The organism is Microbacterium yannicii, from assembly GCF_024055635.1.
Classification (GTDB): Bacteria; Actinomycetota; Actinomycetes; order Actinomycetales; family Microbacteriaceae; genus Microbacterium; species Microbacterium yannicii.
On record NZ_JAMXMB010000006.1, the window covers coordinates 162,379 to 186,951 of the forward strand.

The 24,573-nt window shown below is 69.7% G+C and carries 22 protein-coding genes; 18 read left to right on the plus strand and 4 right to left on the minus strand.

Annotated features, from left to right (window positions below; genetic code table 11):
* The first annotated feature begins 10 nt into the window (after positions 1 to 10).
* Positions 11 to 2,092, plus strand: coding sequence for an excinuclease ABC subunit UvrB (gene uvrB / locus NCG93_RS02315; RefSeq protein ID WP_194415707.1), 2,082 nt, complete (start codon positions 11 to 13; stop codon positions 2,090 to 2,092).
* Between the two features lie 40 nt (positions 2,093 to 2,132).
* Here the strand turns inward: uvrB and NCG93_RS02320 are convergent, their stop codons facing one another.
* Positions 2,133 to 2,387, minus strand: coding sequence for a hypothetical protein (locus NCG93_RS02320; protein ID WP_194415705.1), 255 nt, complete (start codon positions 2,385 to 2,387; stop codon positions 2,133 to 2,135).
* Between the two features lie 43 nt (positions 2,388 to 2,430).
* Between NCG93_RS02320 and NCG93_RS02325 the strand changes: the two genes are divergently transcribed.
* The 17 genes from NCG93_RS02325 to NCG93_RS02405 all read left to right on the plus strand — a co-directional run bounded on the left by NCG93_RS02325 (position 2,431) and on the right by NCG93_RS02405 (position 21,171).
* Positions 2,431 to 2,874 carry a MarR family winged helix-turn-helix transcriptional regulator gene (locus tag NCG93_RS02325; protein WP_252787415.1) on the plus strand — a complete coding sequence of 148 codons (444 nt, stop codon included), beginning with the start codon at positions 2,431 to 2,433 and terminating at the stop codon, positions 2,872 to 2,874.
* Positions 2,875 to 3,049: 175 nt separating this feature from the next.
* Positions 3,050 to 5,512: a 5'-nucleotidase C-terminal domain-containing protein gene (locus NCG93_RS02330; protein WP_194415701.1), complete on the plus strand. Its 2,463-nt coding sequence runs from the start codon at positions 3,050 to 3,052 to the stop codon at positions 5,510 to 5,512.
* Between the two features lie 81 nt (positions 5,513 to 5,593).
* Positions 5,594 to 6,322 (plus strand): DUF4129 domain-containing protein, encoded by a 729-nt coding sequence (locus NCG93_RS02335; protein WP_194415699.1) that lies wholly within the window; start codon positions 5,594 to 5,596, stop codon positions 6,320 to 6,322.
* On the plus strand, positions 6,319 to 6,792 hold the full coding sequence (locus NCG93_RS02340) for a hypothetical protein (RefSeq protein WP_206687847.1): 474 nt from the start codon (positions 6,319 to 6,321) through the stop codon (positions 6,790 to 6,792). Before NCG93_RS02335 ends, NCG93_RS02340 begins: the two co-directional genes overlap by 4 nt.
* Entirely contained in the window at positions 6,792 to 7,781 is a 990-nt protein-coding gene (locus NCG93_RS02345) for an AAA family ATPase (protein ID WP_194415695.1), read from the plus strand. The genes NCG93_RS02340 and NCG93_RS02345 overlap by 1 nt, the downstream gene beginning before the upstream one ends.
* Positions 7,778 to 9,094 carry a DUF58 domain-containing protein gene (locus NCG93_RS02350; RefSeq protein WP_194415693.1) on the plus strand — a complete coding sequence of 439 codons (1,317 nt, stop codon included), beginning with the start codon at positions 7,778 to 7,780 and terminating at the stop codon, positions 9,092 to 9,094. The genes NCG93_RS02345 and NCG93_RS02350 overlap by 4 nt, the downstream gene beginning before the upstream one ends.
* Positions 9,091 to 9,672 carry a hypothetical protein gene (locus NCG93_RS02355; RefSeq protein ID WP_194415691.1) on the plus strand — a complete coding sequence of 194 codons (582 nt, stop codon included), beginning with the start codon at positions 9,091 to 9,093 and terminating at the stop codon, positions 9,670 to 9,672. The genes NCG93_RS02350 and NCG93_RS02355 overlap by 4 nt, the downstream gene beginning before the upstream one ends.
* 9 nt (positions 9,673 to 9,681) lie before the next feature.
* Complete coding sequence (gene uvrA, locus NCG93_RS02360; RefSeq protein WP_372495933.1) at positions 9,682 to 12,621, plus strand: excinuclease ABC subunit UvrA; 2,940 nt, start codon at positions 9,682 to 9,684, stop codon at positions 12,619 to 12,621.
* 5 nt (positions 12,622 to 12,626) lie between these two features.
* Positions 12,627 to 14,555: an excinuclease ABC subunit UvrC gene (gene uvrC, locus NCG93_RS02365; protein ID WP_194415690.1), complete on the plus strand. Its 1,929-nt coding sequence runs from the start codon at positions 12,627 to 12,629 to the stop codon at positions 14,553 to 14,555.
* A gap of 22 nt (positions 14,556 to 14,577) precedes the next feature.
* Positions 14,578 to 15,459: an RNase adapter RapZ gene (gene rapZ, locus NCG93_RS02370; RefSeq protein WP_194415688.1), complete on the plus strand. Its 882-nt coding sequence runs from the start codon at positions 14,578 to 14,580 to the stop codon at positions 15,457 to 15,459.
* A 67-nt stretch (positions 15,460 to 15,526) separates the two neighbouring features.
* A complete protein-coding gene (gene whiA / locus NCG93_RS02375; RefSeq protein WP_194415686.1) occupies positions 15,527 to 16,504 on the plus strand; it encodes a DNA-binding protein WhiA in 978 nt (325 codons plus the stop codon).
* Positions 16,505 to 16,656: 152 nt separating this feature from the next.
* A complete protein-coding gene (locus tag NCG93_RS02380) occupies positions 16,657 to 17,283 on the plus strand; it encodes a superoxide dismutase (RefSeq protein ID WP_194415683.1) in 627 nt (208 codons plus the stop codon).
* A gap of 102 nt (positions 17,284 to 17,385) precedes the next feature.
* Positions 17,386 to 18,396, plus strand: coding sequence for a type I glyceraldehyde-3-phosphate dehydrogenase (gene gap / locus NCG93_RS02385; protein ID WP_194415681.1), 1,011 nt, complete (start codon positions 17,386 to 17,388; stop codon positions 18,394 to 18,396).
* 9 nt (positions 18,397 to 18,405) lie between these two features.
* Positions 18,406 to 19,620 (plus strand): phosphoglycerate kinase, encoded by a 1,215-nt coding sequence (locus NCG93_RS02390; RefSeq protein ID WP_194415679.1) that lies wholly within the window; start codon positions 18,406 to 18,408, stop codon positions 19,618 to 19,620.
* Positions 19,617 to 20,429: a triose-phosphate isomerase gene (gene tpiA, locus NCG93_RS02395; RefSeq protein ID WP_308212085.1), complete on the plus strand. Its 813-nt coding sequence runs from the start codon at positions 19,617 to 19,619 to the stop codon at positions 20,427 to 20,429. Before NCG93_RS02390 ends, tpiA begins: the two co-directional genes overlap by 4 nt.
* A gap of 137 nt (positions 20,430 to 20,566) precedes the next feature.
* Entirely contained in the window at positions 20,567 to 20,815 is a 249-nt protein-coding gene (gene secG, locus NCG93_RS02400) for a preprotein translocase subunit SecG (protein WP_194415674.1), read from the plus strand.
* Complete coding sequence (locus NCG93_RS02405; protein ID WP_194415672.1) at positions 20,815 to 21,171, plus strand: RNA polymerase-binding protein RbpA; 357 nt, start codon at positions 20,815 to 20,817, stop codon at positions 21,169 to 21,171. The genes secG and NCG93_RS02405 overlap by 1 nt, the downstream gene beginning before the upstream one ends.
* Positions 21,172 to 21,253: 82 nt before the next feature.
* On the opposite strand, the gene pgl is transcribed toward NCG93_RS02405, so the two are convergent.
* From pgl to zwf, 3 genes are read right to left on the minus strand one after another with little or no spacing between them, the layout of a single operon-like run.
* Positions 21,254 to 22,033: a 6-phosphogluconolactonase gene (gene pgl, locus NCG93_RS02410; protein WP_194415670.1), complete on the minus strand. Its 780-nt coding sequence runs from the start codon at positions 22,031 to 22,033 to the stop codon at positions 21,254 to 21,256.
* 36 nt (positions 22,034 to 22,069) lie between these two features.
* The gene (locus NCG93_RS02415; RefSeq protein ID WP_194415668.1) at positions 22,070 to 23,026 is read right to left on the minus strand and encodes a glucose-6-phosphate dehydrogenase assembly protein OpcA; all 957 of its coding nucleotides are present in this window, start codon (positions 23,024 to 23,026) and stop codon (positions 22,070 to 22,072) included.
* On the minus strand, positions 23,023 to 24,573 hold the full coding sequence (gene zwf / locus NCG93_RS02420; protein WP_194415666.1) for a glucose-6-phosphate dehydrogenase: 1,551 nt from the start codon (positions 24,571 to 24,573) through the stop codon (positions 23,023 to 23,025). The genes NCG93_RS02415 and zwf overlap by 4 nt, the downstream gene beginning before the upstream one ends.

Genomic DNA, 24,573 nt, shown 5'->3' on the forward strand with positions numbered 1-24,573 from the left:
CGCTGGAACGGTGCAGACCACTCGATCCGTGCGGCCGTTCGAGGTCGTCAGCGAATTCGTCCCCTCGGGCGACCAGCCGCAGGCGATCGCCCAGCTGGCGGCCCGCATCAACGCGGGTGAGACCGACGTCGTGCTGCTCGGTGCGACCGGAACGGGCAAGTCGGCGACGACGGCCTGGCTCGTCGAGGCCGTGCAGCGGCCGACCCTCGTGCTCGCGCACAACAAGACGCTCGCCGCGCAGCTGGCCAACGAGTTCCGCGAACTCATGCCCCACAACGCGGTGGAGTACTTCGTCAGCTACTACGACTACTACCAGCCCGAGGCGTACGTCCCGCAGACCGATACGTTCATCGAGAAGGACTCCTCGGTCAACGCCGAGGTCGAACGACTTCGGCATTCGACGACCAACTCGCTGCTCAGCCGCCGCGACGTCATCGTGGTGAGCACGGTCTCGTGCATCTACGGCCTCGGCGCCCCCGATGAGTACCTGCGTGCGATGGTCGCCCTGCAGGTGGGGGAGGTCTACGACCGCGACGCGCTGATCCGCAAGTTCATCGCGATGCAGTACAACCGCAACGACGTGGACTTCTCGCGCGGCAATTTCCGCGTACGCGGCGACACCATCGAGATCATCCCGGTGTACGAGGAGTACGCCATCCGCATCGAGATGTTCGGCGACGAGATCGAGGCGCTGTTCATGCTGCACCCGCTCACCGGCGACGTGGTGCAGCGGCTCGACAGCGTTCCGATCTTCCCGGCGTCGCACTACGTCGCGGGGACCGAGACCGTGCAGCGGGCCATCGGCACCATCGAGGACGAGCTCGCCGACCGGCTGAAGGAGCTGGAGTCGCAGAACAAGCTGCTCGAGGCTCAGCGCCTGCGCATGCGCACCACGTTCGACCTCGAGATGCTGCAGCAGCTCGGCTTCTGCTCGGGCATCGAGAACTACTCCCGCCATATGGACGGCCGGGCTCCGGGCGAGCCGCCCCATACCCTGCTCGACTTCTTCCCCGACGACTTCCTCATGGTGATCGACGAGTCGCACGTCACGGTCCCGCAGATCGGTGCGATGTACGAGGGGGATGCCTCGCGCAAGCGGACGCTCGTCGAGCACGGCTTCCGCCTGCCGAGCGCGCTCGACAACCGGCCGCTGCGGTGGGACGAGTTCAAGAACCGCGTCGGGCAGACGGTCTACCTCTCGGCGACGCCGGGACGCTACGAGATGGGCATCGCCGACGGCGTCGTCGAGCAGATCATCCGTCCGACCGGCCTCATCGACCCCGAGATCGTGGTGAAGCCCTCGAAGGGTCAGATCGATGACCTGCTGGAAGAGATCCGCCTGCGCGCGGCGCGCGATGAGCGCGTGCTGGTCACGACCCTGACGAAGAAGATGGCCGAAGAGCTCACCGACTTCCTCGGCGAGCACGGCGTGCGCGTGCGCTACCTCCACTCCGACGTCGACACGCTGCGCCGCGTCGAACTGCTCAGCGAGCTGCGTGCCGGCGTGTACGACGTCCTCGTGGGCATCAACCTCCTCCGCGAGGGTCTGGACCTCCCCGAGGTGTCGCTGGTGTCGATCCTCGATGCCGACAAGGAGGGCTTCCTCCGCAGCGGCACCTCGCTGATCCAGACGATCGGCCGCGCGGCGCGCAACGTGTCGGGTCAGGTGCACATGTATGCCGACACGATCACCGACTCGATGGCGAAGGCGATCGAAGAGACCGACCGGCGCCGTGAGAAGCAGATCGCCTACAACACGGCCAACGGCATCGACCCGCAGCCGCTGCGCAAGCGCATCGCCGACATCACCGAGGTGCTCGCCCGCGAGGCCTCGGACACGGATCGGATGCTGCGTGGCAAGGCGGCCGCGAAGACCAAGTCCGGCATGGGCAAGAGCCCGACGCCGCAGCTGCGACGCGAGGGCATCGCGGCCGAAGGCGCGGAGCAGCTGGAGGCGACCATCGCCGATCTCAGCCAGCAGATGCTCTCGGCAGCCGGGGAGCTGAAGTTCGAACTGGCCGCGCGGCTGCGCGACGAGGTGCAGGATCTCAAGAAGGAGCTGCGGGCCATGGAGCGCGCCGGTCACGCCTGATCCGGCCGGCGTGCCTCGGACTGCCCGTGATCAGTGCTGATCAGGGGCAGTGCATGAGCGGCTTCGGGCCCGACCGATCGAACGTGTGCTGTGCGATCGGTGCACCGCACAGGGGACACGCCCGTTCGGCGCGTTCGGCAGCGGTGGGCGGCGGAGCTGTCTCGTACGGTCCCACCGCGGCCGGTCCCGCGACCCTGATCAGGTTCGCGTTGAGATAGGCATACCACCCACCGGCCTCGCGCACGCGGGCACGGAGCGAGCGGCGGGCGGCGGGCGCGGCATCCGATTCAGGCATGTTACTTAGTGTACTAACGATTCGTGCAGATAGGATATGCATCGTGACGGATGCCGACTTCACCCCCGACGACCTGCTGGCGCTCGACAACCAGGTCTGCTTCGCGCTGGTGACCGCTGCGCGCAACGTCGTCGGCCTGTACCGGCCGATCCTGGAGCCGCTCGGGCTCACGCATCCGCAGTATCTGGTGATGCTGGCGCTGTGGGAGCGATCGCCCCGGTCGCTGCGTGAACTCGCCAGCGAGCTGGCGCTCGAGCCGGCCACCCTCTCGCCGCTGGTCAAGCGCCTGGAAGCGCAGGATCTCGTCACACGCTCGCGCCGCGAGCACGACGAGCGCGTGCTCGACGTCGGGCTCACCGACGCCGGCCGCCGGCTGCGTGAGCAGGCTCTCGAGGTACCGGGCAAGGTGATGGCGAGTGCGGGAACCGACGCGCGCGCGCTCCTCGCCCTCCGCGACGCCCTGCGTCCCTTCGCCGGAGCCCGCTGACCCGTCTGCTCACCGCAGGAGGTCGTTTCCGAACCGTTGCAGGACCGTTCACGTTGGCTCTAGGCGAACGCCCAGGTTTCTCTTAGTCTCGAACTCGGTGCGATGCGGTCCTCCCCGAACCCGGCCCGACCCGGCGCACTGTCATGCATCGCATACGAGAAAGAAGCACGCACCCATGCGCTCCGATCCGCGTTCCGCACCCCCGTCTTTCCGTCGTCGCCTCGCGCTCGGCGCCTCGGCCCTCACGGTCGCCGCACTGACCACGGGCGGCCTCGCCGTCCCCGCGGCCTATGCCGCGACCACCGACGTCCAGATCCTCGCGACCAATGACTTCCACGGCCGCATCCTCGACAACACCAGCAACGGCGAGGCGGGCGCGGCGGTGCTCGCCGGCGCCGTCGAGCAGCTGCGCGCAGCCAACCCGAACACGGTGTTCGCGGCAGCGGGCGACCTCATCGGCGCATCGACGTTCGAATCCTTCATCCAGCACGACAAGCCCACGATCGACGCGCTGAACGCCGCGGGACTCGACGTCTCGGCGGTCGGCAACCACGAGCTCGACCAGGGCTACAACGACCTCGTGAACCGCGTGATGGCGCCGTACGACGCCACCACGAACCCGTTCGGCGGTGCGCAGTGGCAGTACATCGCCGCCAACCTCAAGATGAAGACGACGGGTGACCGGGCCGTTCCTGCGACGTGGGTCAAGGACGTCGGCGGGGTGCAGGTCGGATTCGTCGGCGCTGTCACCGAAGACCTCCCCACGCTCGTCAGCCCCGGCGGGATCGCCGACATCACGGTCGAAGACATCGTGACCTCGGTCAACACCGAGGCGGCCGACCTGGTCGCCGAGGGTGCGGACATCGTCGTGATGCTCGTTCACGAGGGCGCGACCTCGACCGACTGCGGGACCATGGACGACTCGGGCACGTGGGCCGACATCGTCAACAACGTCTCGCCCGACGTCGACGCGATCGTGTCGGGGCACACGCACCTGGCATACAACTGCTCGTTCCCCGTCGCGGCCTGGCAGTCCCAGGGCCGCGCGGTCACTGAGCGCCCCGTCGTCTCGGCCGGCCAGTACGGCACCAATCTCAACCAGCTGATCTTCTCGGTCGACGATGCCGGCACCGTCACGGCGAAGAGCCAGCAGATCCTCCCGCTGGAGGTCGGGGTGACGGTTCCTCCGGTGCCGCCGGCCACGACGCCGACGACGCGCTGGGACCCGCTGTACCCGGCCGACCCGACCGTCGCAGCGATCGCCAAGGCCGCGGCCGACCAGGCGAAGGTGCTCGGCGCCGTGCCGCTCGGCACGATCGCCGGCGCCTTCAACCGCGCGGTCGCCGTCGACTCCAAGGACCCCGCCAAGACGGTGGAGAACCGCGGCGGCGAGTCCACGCTCGGCAACCTCGTGGCCGAAGTCCAGCGCTGGGCTACCGAGGCGCCGGAGTCGGGCTCCGCGCAGATCGCGTTCATGAACCCCGGCGGTCTCCGACAGGACATGGTCGGCAGCAACGCCGCGGGCTATCCCGCGACGCTGACCTACCAGCAGGCAGCAGTCGTCCAGCCGTTCGCCAACACGCTGGTGAACATGCAGCTCACCGGCGCGCAGATCAAGACGGTGCTCGAGCAGCAGTGGCAGCGTGACAGCCTCAACAAGGTGGCGACGCGTCCGTTCCTCCGGCTGGGTGTCTCCGAGGGCTTCACGTACACGTACAGCCAGCAGGACGTGACCGAGTTCCAGAAGGACGACCCGAAGACCGCCGACGTCGACGAGTCGACGATCTCCTACACCGCACCCAAGGGCACGGTGACGGGCATGTGGCTGAACGGCGAGCAGATCGACCCGGCGGCGACCTACTCGGTGACCGTGAACTCGTTCCTGTCGACGGGTGGCGACAACTTCTTCGAGCTGGGGAAGGGCGCGAACAAGCGGGACACCGGCAAGGTCGACCTCGCTGCGATGGTCGACTACATGGCGACGTTCGCCGCATCGACGCCGCTGCCGGTCGACTACGCCCAGCACGCGGTCGAGGTGGCGTTCCCCGCCGGCGCGCCGAGCGCGTACGACCCGGGTGCGACCGTCGCCTTCGGCGTGAAGTCATGGGCGATGTCGACGGCCACCGACGTCAAGGACAGCGAGATCGCGGTCTCGCTGGACGGCGTGGCTCTCGGCTCGTTCCCAGTCGACAACACGATCGGCACCGCGGTGTACGACAACTACGGGACGGCCGCCGTGTCGGTGACGCTGCCGCGGACTCTGGCATTCGGCAGCGTCGCGCAGCTGACGCTCACGGGCGCGCAGACGGGCACCTCGGTCGTCGTGCCGGTCACGATCGACAAGGCAGACAGCTCCACCGTCGGACTGCCGAACAAGCTGATCGTCACGGGCAACGGCGCGCTGCAGTTCACGACCATCGTGGTCGCCGAGCGGCTGACCCGGGTGACGGGCGAGGTCACGATCTACGACGGAAGCACCGCGATCGCGACGGCCACCCTGACGGAACGCAGCCACGGCATCGTCAAGGTCAAGCTGCCCAAGCTGGACAAGGGCGTGCACAGGCTGTCGGTCGTCTACAGCGGCAGCGACACTGTCAAGTCGTCGACCAGCCCCAAGGTGACCATCGTGGTCAGGTAATAGGCACCCCGAGGCGGGGCCCCCGACATCCACGGATGCCGGGGGCCCCGTTCGCGTGTCGGGCGGCCCTAGGGTAGGGGCATGACCCCGCCCGTCCGCTCCCCACGGGAGCGGACCGGCCTCCTGCGGGGGCTGGTGGTCGCGGCGGGGGTCGTCCTGGTGTCGACGCTGCTCATGCTGCTCGCCGGCGTACAGGGCGTTCCCCGGTTCGGGGCGGTCCCGCCGCCCCAGGTGACGCGCAGCGCCGAACCCCTCCCGGAGCCGAGCGCCACCGGCGAACCGCTTCCGGAACCACCCGGCGACGCCGACCCCGCGGCCGCCGGCCAGCTGATCGTGATCCTTCTCTGGCTCGTCGCCGCCGCCCTGCTGGCACTCCTGGTCGTGGCCGTGGTCCGGGCGCTCCGCCGTGCCTGGCAGAGCCGGGCCCTGCGTGAACGAGAGGGCGCGGCCGTCACCTCCACGACGGCCACGGCGACCGCCGAAGCAGAGCCCGACGCCGCAGTGATCCAGCGGGGCATCGCGGCGGCCCTGCAGCGCATCCACGAGCCCGCGGCACCTGGCGACGCCATCGTCGCCGCGTGGTGGGGCGTCGAGGAAGCCGCCGCCGACTCGGGCGTCGTGCGCGGCGTCAGCGAGACGCCGGGGGAGTTCGCCGTGCGGATCATCGCCCGGCGGTCCGCCATCGGCGAGGACGCGCGGCGGCTGCTCGTGCTCTACGAACGGGTGCGCTTCGGCGGGTACGGCGCGACCGAGGCGGATCGAGCCGAGGCGCGGCGCCTGCTGGAGCGGATCGAACGGGAGTGGCGATGAGCGTGAAGCGGGTGCTGCTCATCGTGCTGGGCGTCGCCGCCGGCACGGGGATCGTGGCGGCCCTCGGCGCACTCGGGGTCCCGATCGCCTTCGCCCTCGCGTGGGTGCTGCTGATCGTCGCGGTCGGCCTGCTGAGCCGCGCCGTGCATCTCGACGATCACTCGTGGCCGCCGCCGCGTCCGGAGCGGCGGCCCCGCGGCTCGGAGGTCTCGCGCCTGAGCTGGAACATCAACGCCCGCACGGGTGAGGCAGGGCTGCTGATCGTGCGCCGCGTGGAGCGCGTCCTGCGCCACCGCCTCGCCCGCCTGGGAGTCGACCTCGACGATCCCGCCCAGAGCACCGCGGTGGACGCCCTGCTCGGTGCGGGCATCCGCGAGACCTTCCATCGTCCTGAGGTCACGCGCACCGACCTCGAACGCGTCATGAGCGCGATCGACCGCCTTCCGTCCCCCACGAACCAGGAGCGTTGATGCATCCCGAGCCCGTCCGATCCACCCCGGCCGCCGAAGACATCGCCGATCTCGGGCGCCGCGTCCTCGACAGCGTGCGCTCCGCGATCGTCGGGATGGACGAACCGCTCACGATCGCGCTGGCGGCCGTCCTGGCCGGTGGCCACGTGCTGTTCGAAGATGTCCCGGGTCTCGGCAAGACGCTCGCGGCGCGGAGCCTCGCGACGGCGCTGGGGCTCGACTTCCGGCGGCTGCAGTGCACACCCGACATGCTCCCCGGCGATGTCACCGGTTCGTACGTCTATGCCCCCGACACAGGCGAGTTCCGCTTCCGGCCCGGCCCGATCTTCGCCGGGCTGCTGCTGGCCGACGAGATCAACCGCACGACGCCCAAGACCCAGTCGGCGATGCTCGAGGCGATGGCCGAGCGGCAGGTCACCGTCGAAGGCACGCGGTTCGCACTGCCCGTGCCCTTCCATGTCATCGCCACCTCCAACCCGATCGAGTACGAGGGCACGTACGCGCTGCCCGAGGCCCAGCTCGACAGGTTCATGGTCCGCCTCTCGGTCGGATATCCGACCGCGGACGGCGAGACGCAGATCATCCTCGATCGCGTGAGGCGGCAGAGCCCGGATGCGGCGGTCGAGCAGGTGCTCGACGCCGAAGGGCTGCGGCAGCTGCAGCAGGTCGTCGAGACCATCCACGTCGACGCCGACATCGCGCGCTACTGCACGGATCTCGCCCGCGCCACCCGGACGGCGCAGCATGTGGCGGTGGGCGCGTCGCCGCGCGGTTCGCAGTCGCTGGTGCTGCTGGGCCGGGCGTTCGCCGCGCTCGACGGTCGCGCGTACGTCCGTCCCGACGACATCAAGCATCTCGCGGTGCCGGTGCTCGCGCACCGGCTCACGCTGACTCCCCAGGCCTGGGCGCAGGGCGTCGACCCGGCCTCGGTGGTGTCGGCTGCGGTCTCACAGGTGCCCGTTCCGCCGACCGTCGCGCAGCATCGATGAGCGACGGCGTCCGTACGAGCATCGAGGCGCCGCTGCGCTGGCGGCGAACACCCGTCACCGCCGTCGGGCTGATCGGTGCCGTGCTGCTGGGCGCCGCCGGTGTGGCGTTCTCGCGCCCCGACCTGGTGGCGGTCGGCATCCCCCTCGCACTCGCGACGGCGTGGGCGCTCGCACGGCGCCCGGCCGCCGGCATCCTTCACCTCACGGTGTCGGCGCATCGCGACGTCGACGCCGCGCAGACCGGTGTCGTGGTCGGAGAGATGGATGCCGCGCTGCCGGCGGACTGGGTGCAGCTCGCGATCGACCAGGGCGGTCTTCGGACCGGTCTCGCCGACACCGCGCCGGGCGGAGGGGTGCTGCGCACGCGCAGCCGGCTGCGGCACAGCGGTCCGTCCGAGATCGTGGCGGTGACCGCGCGCGGCGTCGACCAGGACGGCGCGTGGGTCACCGATCCGGGCCCGCGGACGGCGCTCACGTGGAACGGCGTGCCCGACACGGTGCCGCTGCAGCAGCTGCCTGTCGCGCTGCGGCTCACCGGCCTCCACGGCGGGCACGAGGGTGCGCGGCCGGGACAGGGCGGCGACTTCCGCGACATCCATCCGTTCGCACCCGGTGACGAGCTGCGGCGCGTCGACTGGCGTGCCACCGCCCGCCTGGCCCGGCGCCCCGGAGAGCTGCTGGTGCGGCGCACCCACGCGCTGAGCGACAGCACCGTCGTCATCGCGATGGACACCGCCGACGACCTGGGCGAGGCGGTCGTCACGTGGGGCACGGACGATCCGGAGCACAGCGGCGTGACCTCCCTCGACCTCGCCCGCCAGGCCGCGCTGTCGCTCGCGACCTCCGCGGTGCGGGCCGGCGACCGCATCGCGTACCACGTCCTCGCGCCCGGCGGCCGCACGGTGCGCGCCGGCGCCGGGGCGCGGCAGCTGGCGCGCGTGCGCGATGTGATCGCGGCGACCGGAGCCCACGGCGCCGAGGTGCGCTATCGGCGGGCGCCCGTGATCGCACACGGGTCGATCGTCTTCGTGCTGTCGACGTTCTTCGACGGCGCGGCAGCCGAGCTCGCGACGCACTGGCGCGCGGCCGGCCACGCGGTGGTCGCCGTGGACGTGCTGCCGGCGCCGCACGCCGAGCGCCTCGCGCGCGAGCAACTGCTCGCCATGCGTACGCTCCTGGCCGAGCGCGAGGACGTGTTCGCGGAACTCCGGGCCGCCGGCGTCGACGTGGTGCCGTGGGGGATCGGCTCGCCGGACACGGCGCTGCGCGTCGCGTCGCGCGGGCAGCGACGCCTCAGGGCGGTGCGGCCATGAGACGGCGGCCCCACACCTTCCGGGTGCCGTGGGGCGTGCCCGCGGTGCTGCTGCGCGTGCTCCTGGTCGCGGTGACCGCGGCCGGCGCCATGCTGCTGGTGCCGGTGCCGCTGTGGCGCGGCGTCGCGATCATCGCGGCGGTCGTCGGGGCGGTGGTGCCGCGCTCGCTGGCGGCGTGGATCGGAGGAGCATGCGTGGGGCTCGGGATGCTGTTCGCCGACCCGCACCCGGCGCAGACCGCGATCGCCGTGCTGGTGGTCCATGCGATCCACGTGCTCGCGTCGCTCGCGTGGACCGTCCCCGCCTGGAGCTGGATCTCGCTGCGCGCACTGCTGCCGACTCTCCGCCGGTTCGTCGCGATCCAGCTCGTCGCGCAGTCGCTCGCGTTCGGGATCGCCATGCTGACCTCGCCGGCGCAGGCGCGGGGGATGGCGTGGGCGGCCGTCGCCGCTGCGGTGGTGCTGGTCATGGGCGCGGGCGTCGGGTTGTTCGCACTTCGCCGGGTGGATGCCGACGTCGCGGCGGTTCACAGCGCACACGGAGGACGATCCGGAGCCGATGTCGGAGGCCCCGCTTAGACTTGAGCGGTGCCCATCGTCCCTGTCGCCCTGCCCGCGAACCTGCCCGAAAAGACCATCGGTGGCACCAGCGGAAAGCTGAGCGTCCGCGGTGCCCGCGTGCACAATCTGAAGGACGTCGACCTCGACATCCCGCGCGACTCGCTCGTCGTGTTCACGGGGCTGTCGGGCTCCGGCAAGTCCAGCCTCGCCTTCGACACGATCTTCGCCGAAGGACAGCGCCGGTACGTCGAGTCGCTGAGTGCGTACGCGCGGCAGTTCCTGGGGCAGGTCGACCGACCCGATGTCGACTTCATCGAAGGCCTGAGTCCCGCCGTCTCGATCGACCAGAAGTCGACCAACCGCAACCCGCGTTCGACGGTCGGCACCATCACCGAGATCCACGACTACATGCGCCTGCTGTGGGCGCGCATCGGCGTGCCGCACTGCCCGGAGTGCGGTGAGGTCATCCAGCGCCAGACGGTGCAGCAGATCGCCGACCAGCTCATGGAGCTTCCCGAGCGCACGCGCTATCAGATCGTCGCGCCCGTCGTCACGCAGAAGAAGGGCGAGTTCGTCGACCTCTTCAAGGAGCTCGGTGCGAAGGGGTACGCGCGTGCCATCGTCGACGGCGAGCTGATCCAGCTGGCGGAGCCGCCCGTGCTCAAGAAGAGCTACAAGCACGACATCGCGGTCGTCGTCGACCGCCTCGTCGCCGCTCCCGCCATCCTCGATCGTGTCACCGACTCCGTCGAGACCGCGCTCTCGCTGGCCGGTGGCGTGATGCAGGTCAACTTCGTCGACGAGGAGGGGGATGCCGCGTGGCAGTCCTTCTCCGAGAAGCTCGCCTGCCCCAACGGCCACCCGCTGCAGCTCACCGAGATCGAGCCGCGCACGTTCTCGTTCAACGCCCCCTTCGGCGCCTGTCCCGCCTGTTCCGGCCTCGGCACGCGCATGTCGGTGGACGTCGAGCTCATGCTCGCCGATGAGGACCTGTCGATCCGCGAGGGCGTCCTCATCCCGTGGACGACGCAGGGCAAGGGCCTCTTCCAGTACTACGAGCGCCTGCTCGAAGGCCTCGCCAACGACCTCGGCTTCTCGCTCGACACCCCGTGGAAGAAGCTGCCCGCCGACGTGCGCGAGGCCGTGCTCCGCGGTGAGAACTACAAGGTCACCGTGAAGTGGAAGAACCGCTACGGCCGTGAGATGCGCTACTCGTCGGGCTTCGAGGGCGTCGTGCCGTACATCGAGCGGCAGTACACCCAGGCCGAGTCCGACACGCAGCGTCAGCGCTGGTCGGAGTACCTGCGCGAGGTCCCGTGCCCGGTGTGCGACGGCGCACGGCTCAAGCCCGAGGTGCTGGCCGTGCAGGTGCACGGGCATTCCATCGCGGATGCCTCCCGCCTGAGTCTGGGGGAGGCTCGCGCCTACTTCGCTCACCTGACGCTCACCGAGCGCGAGGCGACGATCGCCGCGCAGGTCCTCCGCGAGATCCGGCTGCGACTGGACTTCCTCATCCGCGTGGGGCTGGATTACCTCAGCCTGAGCCGTGCCGCGGCCACCCTCTCCGGCGGGGAGGCGCAGCGCATCCGCCTGGCGACCCAGATCGGCTCCGGGCTGACGGGTGTGCTCTACGTGCTCGACGAGCCGTCGATCGGCCTGCATCAGCGCGACAACCGCCGCCTCATCGAGACGCTCGTGGCCCTCCGCGACCTCGGCAACACGCTCATCGTCGTCGAGCACGACGAGGAGACGATCCACGCCGCCGACTGGGTCGTCGACATCGGCCCCGGCGCGGGCGTCAACGGGGGAGAGGTCGTCCACTCGGGTCCGATCGAGGAGCTTCTCGCCGACCGCGACTCGATCACCGGCGACTACCTGTCGGGCCGTCGCGCGATCCCGACGCCGAAGAAGCGTCGCAAGATCGACAAGAAGCGCCAGGTCAGCGTCGTGGGAGCCCGCGAGAACAACCTCAAGAACGTCACGGTGGACTTCCCGCTCGGGGTGCTCACCGCGGTCACGGGCGTCAGCGGGTCCGGCAAGTCCTCGCTGGTCAACGGCATCCTGTATCAGGTGCTCGCGACGCGTCTCAACGGCGCGCGCCGTGTCGCCGGCAAGCACACCCGGGTGACCGGTCTCGAGAACCTCGACAAGGTCGTGCACGTCGACCAGGCGCCGATCGGCCGCACGCCGCGGTCGAACCCGGCGACGTACACGGGCGTGTTCGATCGCATCCGGACGCTGTTCAGCGAGACGCCCGAGGCGAAGGTGCGCGGCTACCAGCCCGGTCGCTTCAGCTTCAACGTCAAGGGCGGCCGGTGCGAGGCCTGCTCGGGCGACGGCACGATCAAGATCGAGATGAACTTCCTCCCCGACGTCTACGTCGACTGCGAGGTGTGCCACGGCAAGCGGTACAACCGCGACACGCTCGCGGTGCACTACAAGGGCAAGAACATCGCCGAGGTGCTCGAGATGCCGATCGCCGAGGCGGCGGAGTTCTTCGAGCCCATCCAGGCGATCCACCGCTACCTCAAGACGCTCGTCGACGTCGGACTCGGCTACGTGCGGCTCGGCCAGTCCGCCACGACCCTGTCGGGCGGTGAGGCGCAGCGCGTGAAGCTCGCGACCGAGCTGCAGCGCCGCACCAACGGGCGGTCGATCTACGTCCTCGACGAGCCGACGACGGGTCTGCACTTCGAGGATGTGCGCAAGCTCCTCGAGGTGCTCAACGGCCTCGTCGACAAGGGCAACACCGTCATCGTGATCGAGCACAATCTCGACGTCATCAAGTCCTCCGACTGGGTGATCGACCTCGGCCCCGAGGGCGGCGCCGGCGGCGGCGAGGTCATCGCGACCGGCACGCCGGAGCAGGTCGCGCGTGTCGAAGCCAGCCACACCGGAGCCTTCCTCGCCGAAGTGCTGGGAGTGCGCGCGCCCGCAGAGCTCGTCGAGGCCCGCAAGGCCGGCTGAGCGGCATGGCGCGTTCCACCCCCACCGTCCCGTACAAGCCGAACCCGGGAGAGATCCCGACCAATCCGGGCGTCTACCGGTTCCGCGATCGGGACGGGCGCGTGCTCTACGTCGGCAAGGCGAAGAACCTCCGCGCACGCCTGTCGAACTACTTCGCTCCGCTGCACACGCTGCACGAGCGCACCCGGCGCATGGTCACGACGGCGGCATCGGTGGAGTGGACCGTCGTCGCGACGGACGTCGACTCGCTGCAGCTCGAATACCAGTGGATCAAGGAATTCGATCCGCCCTTCAACGTGCGGTACAAGGACGACAAGTCCTACCCCTTCATGGCGATCACGCTCGCCGACGAGGCGCCGCGGGTGATCGTGACCCGCAACCGGCGCATTCCGGGCGCGAAGTACTTCGGGCCGTATCCGAAGGTGTGGGCGGTGCACGACACCATCGACCTGATGATCAAGGTCTTCCCGATCCGCACGTGCAGCGACGCGTCGTACAAGAAGGCGATGGCGACCGGCCGCCCCTGCTTCCCCGGGCAGATCGGGCGCTGCGGCGGGCCGTGCTCGATGAAGGTCACGATCGAGGAGCACCGCGCGATCGTCGACGACTTCATCGCCTTCATGTCGGGCGGCGACCAGCGCTTCACGAAAGAGCTGACGGCGCGCATGCGCGAGGCCTCCGCCGCGATGGACTATGAGGCTGCGGCGCTCTACCGCGACCGCCTGCAGTCGATCGACGCGGTGCTGAACAAGAGCGCGCTGGTGCTGGCGCCCGACACCGACGCGGACCTGTTCGGCATCGCCGAGGACGAGCTCGCCGCCACGGTGCAGCACTTCGTGATCCGCGGTGGTCGCGTGCGCGGTGTGCGCGCCACGACGATCGAGAAGGAGATCGACATCTCCGACGGGGATCTCGTCGACCAGGTGATCCAGCGCACGTACGGCAACGCCGCGGGCGCCGACATCCCGAAGCAGGTGCTGGTGCCCTCGATGCCCGACGACGCGGCCGACCTCGAAGAGTGGCTGCGCACCCGGCGGGGCAGGAACGTGACGATCCAGGTGGCGCAGCGGGGCCGCAAGGCGGACCTGATGCGCACGGCCACGCTCAACGCCCAGCAGGCGCTGATGCTGCACAAGACCCGGCGCACCAGCGACTACGTCGCCCGCAGCCAGGCGCTCACCGACCTGCAGGAGGCGCTCGACCTCGCCGAGGCGCCGCTGCGCATCGAGTGCTTCGACGTGTCGCACCTCAGCGGCACCAACGTGGTGGCGTCGATGGTGGTCTTCGAGGACGGGCTGCCGCGCAAGGACCAGTACCGCTCGTTCGGCGTCGCTGAGACGACGGACGACACCGATTCGCTGTACCAGGTGCTCACCCGCCGCCTCGCGTACGTCGACCGCCCCGACGAGAACGAGACTGCGCCCGAGCCGGACGTCACCTCCGACGAGACGGTGGTGACCGAGCGGCGGCGCCCCCGCTTCGCCTACCGACCGCAGCTGCTGGTGGTCGACGGCGGCAAGCCGCAGGTCGAGGCGGCCGCCCGCGCGCTCCGGGACGCGGGTCATGAGGAGATCGCTCTGTGCGGCATCGCCAAGCGCCTCGAAGAGGTGTGGCTGCCGGGGGAGGAGTACCCGGTCATCCTGCCGCGCACCTCCGAGGCGCTCTATCTGCTGCAGCGGCTCCGCGACGAGGCGCACCGCTTCGCCATCACCCACCAGCGACGCCGGCGGCGACGCGACATCCAGAGCGTGCTGGCCGAGGTGCCGGGGCTCGGCGATGCCCGTATCAAGGCGCTTCTGCGGCATTTCGGATCCGTTACGGCGCTGCGCAAGGCCACTCCGGACGAGATCTCCGAGCTGCCGGGCATCGGGCCCAAGCTCGCCGCGTCGATACACGCCCACCTGTCGGAGCCCGCCCCGGCGGCCAGTGGGTAGGCTGGGCTCGACGGGGGTGGTCATGGGCGAGGCGACGCATCAGGACATCGGAGAAGTGCTGATCGTCACGGGGATGTCGGGTGCCGGGCGTTCTACGGCGGCGAACGCGCTCGAAGACCTCGACTGGTACGTGGTCGACAATCTGCCGCCGCAGATGCTCAAGCCCCTGCTCGACCTCACGGAGCTCGCCGGGGGAGTGCTGCCCCGGGTCGCCGTCGTCGTCGATGTGCGCGGCCGGGACCTCTTCTCCAACCTGCCCGATGCGATGCGCGCGCTCCGCGAGCGCCGGCAGATCCGCGTGATGTTCCTGGATGCCTCGGACGAGGTGCTCGTCCGCCGGTTCGAGGCGGTGCGCCGCCCGCATCCTCTGCAGGGCGGGGGCACCATTCTCGACGGCATCCGCCGGGAGCGCGCGCGCCTGGCCGCCGTCCGCGAGGGTGCCGACATCATCGTCGACACGTCGTCGTACAACATCCACCAGCTCGCGACGAAGGTGGCCGACCTCTTCACCGAGGAAGGAGCGGCGCGCCACACTCTCACGCTCCAGAGCTTCGGCTTCAAGTACGGGCTGCCGCCCGATGCCGACCTCGTGGCCGACATGCGCTTCCTCCCGAACCCGTTCTGGGACGAGCGACTGCGGCCCTTCACCGGCGAGGACGCCGAGGTGCGCGACTACGTGCTGTCGCAGACGGGGGCGGCCGAGTTCCTCGACGCGTACAGCGCCGCGCTGCGACCGGTGCTCGAGGGGTATCAGCGCGAGAACAAGAGCCACTCGGTCGTCGCCGTCGGATGCACCGGCGGAAAGCACCGCTCGGTGGTGATGGTCCGCGAGCTCGCGGAGCGCCTTGCGGAGGTCCCGGGCGTGGCAGTTCGCGTGACGCATCGCGACCTCGGACGGGAGTGATGAGGTCCCCGGCCGAACCGGCCGGTAGGGTGGAGGGTCGTTCCGAAAAGACCCGCGAAGGAGACCCGTGTCGCTGACCGCTGACGTGAAGGCCGAGCTGATCACCGTGCGAGACCCGCGCCCCACCGCGCGGGTCGCCGAGCTCACGTCGCTGCTGCGATTCTCGGGCGGACTGCACTCGATCGCGAACCGCGTCGCGGTCGAGGCCGAGCTCGACTCCGACATCCTCGCCCGGCGCACCGCGCGCGACCTCGTCGAGCTGTACGGCGTGCGGCCGGAGCTCGTCCACGTGCAGGGGTCGGGCGCACGCACCGGCAGCCACTACGCCGTCCGCGTGATCGAGGGCGGCGAGACGCTCGCCCGCCAGACCGGCCTGCTGGACCAGCGACGCCGACCCGTCCGCGGGCTTCCGAACAAGCTCACGACGGGCTCGCGCGGAGATCTCGCCGCCATCTGGCGTGGCGCATTCCTGGCGGCCGGCACGCTCACCGACCCGGGTCGGTCCGCGGCGCTCGAGATCACGTGCCCGTCGTCCGAGGCCGCGATGGCCCTCGTCGGCGCCGCGCACCGCCTCGGCATCGCCGGCAAGGCCCGCGAGGTGCGCGGGATCCCGCGCGTCGTGGTCCGCGAGGGCGAGGCGATCCGCGCCGCACTCGCCACCATGGGCGCGGTGCGCGCCGCCGCCGACTGGGACCAGATGCGTCAGCGCCGCGAGGTGCGTGCGGGCGTCAACCGGCTCGTCAACTTCGACGACGCCAACCTGCGGCGCTCCGCTCAGGCCGCCGTCGCCGCCTGCGCCCGCGTCGAGCGCGCGCTCGCGATCCTCGGCGACGAGGTGCCCGAGCACCTCCGCCAGGCCGGCGACCTGCGTCTGGCGCACCGCGACGCGAGTCTGGACGAGCTCGGACACCACGCCGACCCGCCCCTCACGAAGGACGCCGTCGCCGGTCGCATCCGTCGCCTTCTGGCGATGGCCGACAAGAAGGCCGAGATCGAGGGTCTGCCCGGCACCGAGTCCGCCGTCCCCGCCGGGATCGAGGACTGATTCCCGCACGGATGCCGGGGGCCGCGGCATCCGCGTTTCACACGTCACAGTGGGAAGCAACCCCGTCTCCCGGGTGTTGCCGCTCAGTAGGATGATTCCGTCACCCTCGCTGCGCCGGGGATTTCGGCGCGCGCCGACAGGAAGAAGAGAACATGGCGAAGTACACCTTGCCCGACCTCCCTTACGACTACGCCGCCCTCGAGCCGCACATCAGCGGCAAGATCATGGAGCTGCACCACAGCAAGCACCACCAGGCGTACGTCACCGGCGCGAACACCGCGCTGGAGCAGCTGGCCGAGGCGCGTGAGTCCGGCAACCTGGCCAACGTGAACAAGCTCGAGAAGGACCTCGCGTTCAACCTCGGCGGTCACGTCAACCACTCGATCTTCTGGACCAACCTGTCGCCCGAGGGCGGCGGAGAGCCCGAGGGCGAGCTGCGCGCCGCGATCGACGAGTTCTTCGGCGGCTTCGACAAGTTCCAGGCGCACTTCACCGCCGCCGCGACCGGTATCCAGGGCTCCGGCTGGGCCGTGCTCAGCTGGGACCCGATCGGCGAGCAGCTCATCATCCAGCAGCTGTTCGACCAGCAGAGCAACACCGCGCAGGGCACGATCCCGGTGTTCCAGCTCGACATGTGGGAGCACGCCTTCTACCTCGACTACCTCAACGTCAAGGCCGATTACGTGAAGGCCGTCTGGAACATCGCGAACTGGCAGAACGTGGCGCAGCGCCTCGACGCCGCCCGTCAGAAGACCTCGGGCCTGCTGGTACTGTCCTAATAGGCGCGGCGTCCCGACGGGACTGCCCGCCGGGACGCCGTTGTCCTCGTTCGCATCGCACCAACCGCGCACTCGCGCACGACACATCTCAGGAGAAACTCCGTGACTGTCAAGATCGGCATCAACGGCTTCGGCCGCATCGGACGCAACTACCTCCGCGCGGCCCTCGCGCAGGGCGCGGACCTCGAAATCGTGGCGGTGAACGACCTCACCGACAACAAGACGCTCGCGCACCTGCTCAAGTACGACTCGGTGGGCGGCCCGCTGGACGCCGAGGTGTCCTACGACGAGGACTCCATCACCGTCGGTGGCAAGTCCATCAAGGTCTTCGAAGAGCGCGACCCCGCCAACCTCCCGTGGGGCGAGCTGGGCGTCGACATCGTCATCGAGTCGACCGGCCGCTTCACCAAGGCGGACGACGCCAAGAAGCACGTCGCCGGCGGCGCCAAGAAGGTCCTCATCTCCGCTCCCGCGACCGGTGACGACGTCACGATCGTGATGGGCGTGAACGAGGGCGAGTACGACCCCGAGAACCACGTCATCATCTCGAACGCGTCGTGCACCACGAACTGCCTCGCCCCGCTGGCGAAGGTCTTCAACGACGCGTTCGGCATCGAGCGCGGCTTCATGATGACGGCGCACGCCTACACCGCCGACCAGAATCTGCAGGACGGACCACACAGCGATCTTCGTCGTGCGCGTGCCGCGGCGATCAACATCGTCCCCGCGTCGACCGGTGCCGCGAAGGCCATCGGCCGCGTGCTCCCCGAGCTCAACGGCAAGCTGAGCGGCTCCTCGTACCGTGTACCGGTGCCCACCGGCTCGATCGTCGACCTGACCATCGTCACGCCGACCGAGGGCCTCACCGCCGAGCAGGTGAACGAGGCGTACAAGGCCGCAGCGGCCGAGGGGCGTCTCGCCGGGTATCTCGAGTACACCGAGGACCCGATCGTCTCGAGCGACATCCAGCTCAACCCGCACTCGTCGATCTTCGACTCGGAGCTGACCAACGTCAGCGGCAACCTGGTCAAGGTTTCGGCGTGGTACGACAACGAGTGGGGCTACTCCAACCGTCTCGTCGACCTCACCGAGTACGTGGCCGAGCACCTCTAAGCGATCACCATGGCTCTGCGCACCCTCGATTCGCTGGGTTCGCTCGCAGGCAAGCGCGTCATCGTCCGCTGTGACCTCAACGTTCCTCTCAAGGACGCGGTCATTGCGGACGATGGCCGTGTGCGGGCATCCCTTCCCACGCTGAACGCCCTGATCAACCAGGGCGCCCGGCTCGTCGTCTGCTCGCATCTCGGCCGCCCCGACGGGGCACCCGATGCGAAGTACAGCCTCGAGCCCGTCGCCCAGCGCCTGTCGGAGCTGCTCGGCAAGCCCGTCGCGTTCGCGCGCGACACCGTCGGCGAGTCCGCTCAGGAGGCCGTCGCGGCCCTCGAGGACGGCGACGTCGCAGTGATCGAGAACCTCCGGTTCGCCCCGGGCGAGACCGCGAAGGACGAGGGGGAGCGCCGCGCGTTCGCCGAACAGCTCGCCGCTCTCGGCGACGCTCTCGTCTCGGACGGCTTCGGCGTCGTCCACCGCAAGCAGGCCTCGGTGTACGAACTCGCCGAGATCCTGCCCTCTGCGGCCGGCCTGCTGATCGCGACCGAGCTCGACGTGCTCGACCGTCTCACCGAGAACCCGGAGCGGCCCTACACGGTCGTCCTCGGCGGCTCCAAGGTCAGCGACAAGCTGGGTGTGATCTCGCACCTGCTGCCCCGCGTCGACCGGCTGCTCGTCGGCGGCGGAATGCTGTTCACGTTCCTCGCCGCCCAGGGCCACAAGGTCGGCTCGAGCCTGCTCGAGGCCGACCAGCTCGACACGGTCCGCGAGTACATGCGCCGTGCCGAGGAGTCGGGCGTCGAACTGGTGCTGCCGACCGACGTGGTGGTGGCCTCGAAGTTCGGCGCCGACGCGGAGCACGTGGTGACCGCCGCCGATCAGATCGAGGACACCCCGTTCGGAGCATCCGGTCTGGGACTCGACATCGGTCCCGACACGGCGGCGCGATTCGCCGACCTCGTGCGCAGCTCGAAGACGGTGTTCTGGAACGGCCCCATGGGCGTGTTCGAGCTCGCGCCGTTCGCGGCAGGCACCAAGGCCGTCGCGCAGGCGCTCACCGAGGTCGACGGCCTGTCGGTCGTCGGCGGCGGAGACTCCGCCGCAGCGGTCCGCCAGCTCGGGTTCGACGACGATGCCTTCGGTCACATCTCGACCGGCGGCGGCGCCAGCCTCGAGTTCCTCGAGGGCAAGAAGCTTCCCGGACTGGAGGTCCTCGGATGGCAGTGAGCAATTCCGAAGCGAGCGCTTCGCGCCGCGGTCGCACCCCGCTGATCGCCGGCAACTGGAAGATGAACCTCGACCACCTGCAGGCCGTCGCGTTCGTCCAGAAGCTGCACTGGGCGCTCAAGGACGCCAAGCACGAGGACGGCTCGGTCGAGGTGGCGGTCTTCCCGCCGTTCACCGACCTCCGCACCGTCCAGACGCTGCTCGACGCCGACAAGATCCCCTTCGCGCTCGGTGCGCAGGACATCTCGTCCCACGACTCCGGTGCGTACACCGGCGAGGTGTCGGGCGCCTTCCTGGCGAAGCTCGACAACCGTTACGTGATCATCGGTCACTCCGAGCGTCGCGAGTACCACCACGAGGGCGACGACATCGTCGCCGCCAAGGTGCAGGCCGCGCTGAAGCACGGGCTCGTCCCGGTGATCTGCGTGGGCGAGACCGCCGAGGACCTCGAGAAGCACGGCGCGAGCGCGGTGCCGGTCGGTCAGCTCGAGGCTGCTCTGCAGGGTGTCAAGGCGGATGCCGACATCGTGGTGGCCTACGAGCCCGTGTGGGCGATCGGCTCCGGCCAGGCGGCGACGCCCGAGCAGGCGCAGGAGGTCTGCGCGAAGCTCCGCGAGGTCATCGCTGCGAAGCTCGGGGCGGATGCCGCGGCCCGCACGCGGGTGCTCTACGGCGGCTCGGTGAAGGCCGCGAACATCGCCAGCTTCATGCGGGAGCCCGACGTCGACGGTGCGCTGGTCGGTGGTGCGAGCCTCGTCGTCGACGAGTTCGCCGCGATCATCCGCTACCAGAAGCACGTCGGCGTCTGACCTTCGACCGGCGGGCGGCGCGCTTCGACAGGCTCAGCGACCGGTTGCTGAGCCTGTCGAAGTACCGCCGCCGTCGTACACGTATACTTGACCCTTGTGCGATCGGCGAACGATCGCAGCGAAAGGCTTCAACGACTGTGCAGATCCTCGAGTTCGTCCTGCAGGTGCTTCTCGGCATCACGAGTCTCCTGCTGACCCTCCTCATCCTTCTCCACAAGGGGCGCGGTGGCGGTCTTTCCGACATGTTCGGCGGCGGCATGACGTCCGCTCTCGGATCGTCGGGCCTCGCCGAGCGCAACCTCAACCGGTTCACGGTGGTGCTCGCTCTGGTGTGGTTCGCCTCGATCGTGGCGCTCGGCCTGATCACGAAGTTCCAGGCCATCTGATGGCTACCGGAGGCAACGCGATCCGCGGCACCCGCGTCGGTGCCGGCCCCATGGGCGAGCAGGACCACGGCTACCACGCCGAGCGCGTGGCCATCTCGTACTGGGACGCCCTGGGCAACGAGACGGTCCGCTACTTCGCGGCGGGCATTCCCGAAGAGGAGATCCCCGAGACGATCGACTCGCCCCACTCGGGCCTGCCGGCCGGCCGCGACAAGGAGAATCCTCCCGCGCTCGCGAAGACCGAGCCGTACAAGACGCATCTCGCGTACGTGAAGGAGCGCCGCACCGAAGAGGAAGCCGAGACGCTTCTCGACGACGCCCTGCAGCAGCTGCGCGATCGCCGCGGTCAGGGCTGACCGGCAACGACCAAGATAGAGAAGAAGAGCGGATGCCGAGGCATCCGCTCTTCTTCTCTATCTGGCTGTCCGGCGACCGGCGTCAGTACTCGCGGTCGATGAGCTCGGGCGGCACCTGTGCGGCCGCGGCCTGGTCGACGAAGAACGTCGTGCGTTTGCGACCCTTGGCCCCGGCCGCGGGGACGCTCGCGTAGCTGGCACCGGCGAGGGCGAGCCCAAGGGCGGCCGCCTTGTCGGGGCCCGAGAGCACGAGCCACACGCGCTTGGAGCTGTTGATGACCGGACGCGTCATGGTGATGCGCTCCGGCGGGGGCTTGGGGGAGTCGCGCACCGGGACGACGGAGCGGTCCGTGATCTGGATCTCGGCGCGGTCGGGGAAGAGCGACGCGATGTGACCGTCCGGCCCGACACCGAGGAAGCACACATCGAATGACGGCCAGGGGCCCTCGGCACCGGGGAAGCGGGCCAGTTCCTCCGCGTACGCGGCGGCGGCGCCGTCGAGGTCGACCCCGTCGTCGCTGGCGCGGGCGGCGTGGATGTTCTCCGCCGGGATCTCCAGACCGTCGAGGAACGCCTCCCGAGCCTGATGGTCGTTGCGCTCCGCGTGTCCGAGGGGCAGGAACCTCTCGTCGCTCCACCAGAAGTGGACGCGCGACCACTCGATGCGGCCCGCACGAGGGTGGCGTCCTGCCGCAGCGAGCACTGCCGCACCCATCGATCCGCCCGTGAGGGAGACGTGGGCGAGCTTGCCGTCATCGACACGCTTCGCGACCCTGCTGAGGAAGCGCGGAGCGACGGATTCGACGAGAGCAGCGGGATCCGGACTGATGATGACGCGCTTCTCGGCCCAACCCTCAGGCATCCGTCTGCGTCCTGTCCGTCACCCGCGCACTGTCCATCAGGCCTGCGTCCCCTTCGTCGCCGGAGGGTCGAGCAGCTGCCAGCCCTCGGTGATCACTCGACCATACAGGACGTCCGGGTCCAGGCGACGGAGCTCCTCGGCCAGGCATTCGCGCAGCGTCCGGCGCGGGAAAGCGAGGTCGTGCGTGGGCTGTCCCGGCTGCGTGAGGATCGCCACACCCGGCGTCGGACGCTCCAGGAGCACCTCGCCACTGGGACGCACCAGTGCGACCGACTTGATGCCGTGCGGCCACTCCTCGGGGTCGAGGTAGGCCCAGTCCACGGGCACGTCGAGCGCGAGGCGCAGCCATGCCGCCAGCAGCGCCGTCGACGGAGAGTCCGACGCTCCGCGTACTCGGACGCCCACGACCGGCTCGTACGGGGGCTGGTCGAGGATTGCGGCCAGCTGCTCGCGCCACCGGGTCAGGCGCGTCCACGCGAGATCGGTGTCGCCCGGCGCGTACTGCTCGCCGAGATCGGCGACCCAGGCCGACGGGTTGGACTTCGTCGCGGCATCCGTGATCCTGCGCTGCGCGATACGGCCGATCGACGTCTTCGAGATGTGATCGGGAGTCCGGTTGGGCCACCACACCACCACCGGCGCGTCGGGCAGCAGGAGACCGGTCACCAGGCTCTCGAGGTTGGAGCGTCCGGCGTCGCCCAGGGCCCGCAGCGTCACGACCTCGCTGGCGCCCGCGTCACCTCCGACCCGGATCTGGGCGTCCAGGCGCGACTCGCTGTCGTCGCCGTCCGGAAGCATGAGAACGATGACGCGCATCGGGTGCTCGCGCGACGCGTCATTCGCTGCTTCGATCACCTCTTCGACCGCGCCCTCGCGGGTCAGAATGATGAGCGTCAGCACACGGCCGAGCGCGACCGCACCGCCCTCTTCGCGCACGTTGACCAATGCGCGGGAGATCTTGCTGACAGTGGTGTCGGGAAGGTCGACGATCACGGGCGCCTCCAGGTGCGACCATCGCGGGCGAGCATCTCGTCCGCGGATTCCGGGCCCCACGACCCGGGCGAGTACTGTTCGAGCGGGCCGCCCTGGGCTTCCCAGAACTCCTCGATCGGGTCGAGGATCTTCCACGACAGCTCGACTTCTTCGTGCCGCGGGAACAGCGGCGGGTCGCCGAGCAGCACGTCGAGGATCAGGCGCTCGTAGGCCTCGGGGCTGGCCTCGGTGAAGGCGTGGCCGTAGCCGAAGTCCATCGTGACATCGCGGACCTGAGCGCCGGCGCCTGGCACCTTCGAGCCGAAGCGGATGGTCACGCCCTCGTCGGGCTGGACGCGGATCACGAGGGCATTCTGCCCCTGGCCCGACGTCTGGCTGCGGGAGAACAGCAGCTCGGGAGCCCGCTTGAAGACCACCGCGATCTCGGTGACGCGACGTCCGAGGCGCTTGCCGGTGCGCAGGTAGAACGGCACCCCCGCCCAGCGACGGGTGTTGACCTCCAGGGTCACCGCCGCGTACGTCTCGGTCGTGGACTGCGGGTTCATGCCGTCTTCCTCGAGGAAGCCGAGCACCTTCTCGCCCCCCTGCCACCCACCGGCGTACTGACCGCGTGCGGTCGAACGCGCCAGGTCGGCGGGAAGGGTGACGGCGGCGAGCACCTTCTCCTTCTCGGCGCGGAGGTCCTTCGCATCGAACGAGATGGGCTCCTCCATGGCTGTCAAAGCCATGAGCTGGAGCAGGTGGTTCTGGATGACGTCGCGGGCGGCGCCGACTCCGTCGTAGTAGCCGGCGCGGCCGCCCACGCCGATGTCTTCTGCCATCGTGATCTGCACGTGGTCGACATAGTTGCGGTTCCAGATCGGCTCGTACAGCTCGTTCGCGAACCGCAGCGCCAGGATGTTCTGGACGGTCTCCTTGCCGAGGTAGTGATCGATCCGGAAGATCGAGTCCGTCGGAAAGGCCGAGCGCAGGACATCGTTAAGCGCGCGCGCTGACTCCAGGTCGTGACCGAACGGCTTCTCGATGACGACGCGGCGCCAGCGGTCGGGTCGGTCGGCGGTGTCGTCGACCAGACCCGACGCCTTCAGCTGCTCCGCCACCAGCGGGAACGCCTTCGGCGGGATCGACAGGTAGTACGCGTGATTGCCCATCGTGCCGCGCTCGGTGTCGAGCTTGTCGACGGTGTCCTTCAGACGGCGGAACGCCTCCGGGTCGTCGAACTCGCCCGAGACGAAGCGGATGCCCTGGAGCAGCTGCTGCCACGTCTCGTCGCGGAACTCGGTGCGCGCGTGCTGTCGTACAGCGTCATAGACCACCTTGGCGAAGTCCTGGTCCGCCCAGTCTCGCCGGGCGAACCCGACCAGCGCGAACCCCGGGGGCAGAAGCCCGCGATTGGCGAGGTCGTAGACGGCGGGCATGAGCTTCTTGCGGGAGAGATCTCCCGTGACGCCGAAGATGACGAGCGCGCTCGGGCCCGCGATGCGGTTGAGGCGACGGTCTTCGGGGTCGCGCAGCGGGTTGTGCCCGCGCGTGATCTCGACGGTCAT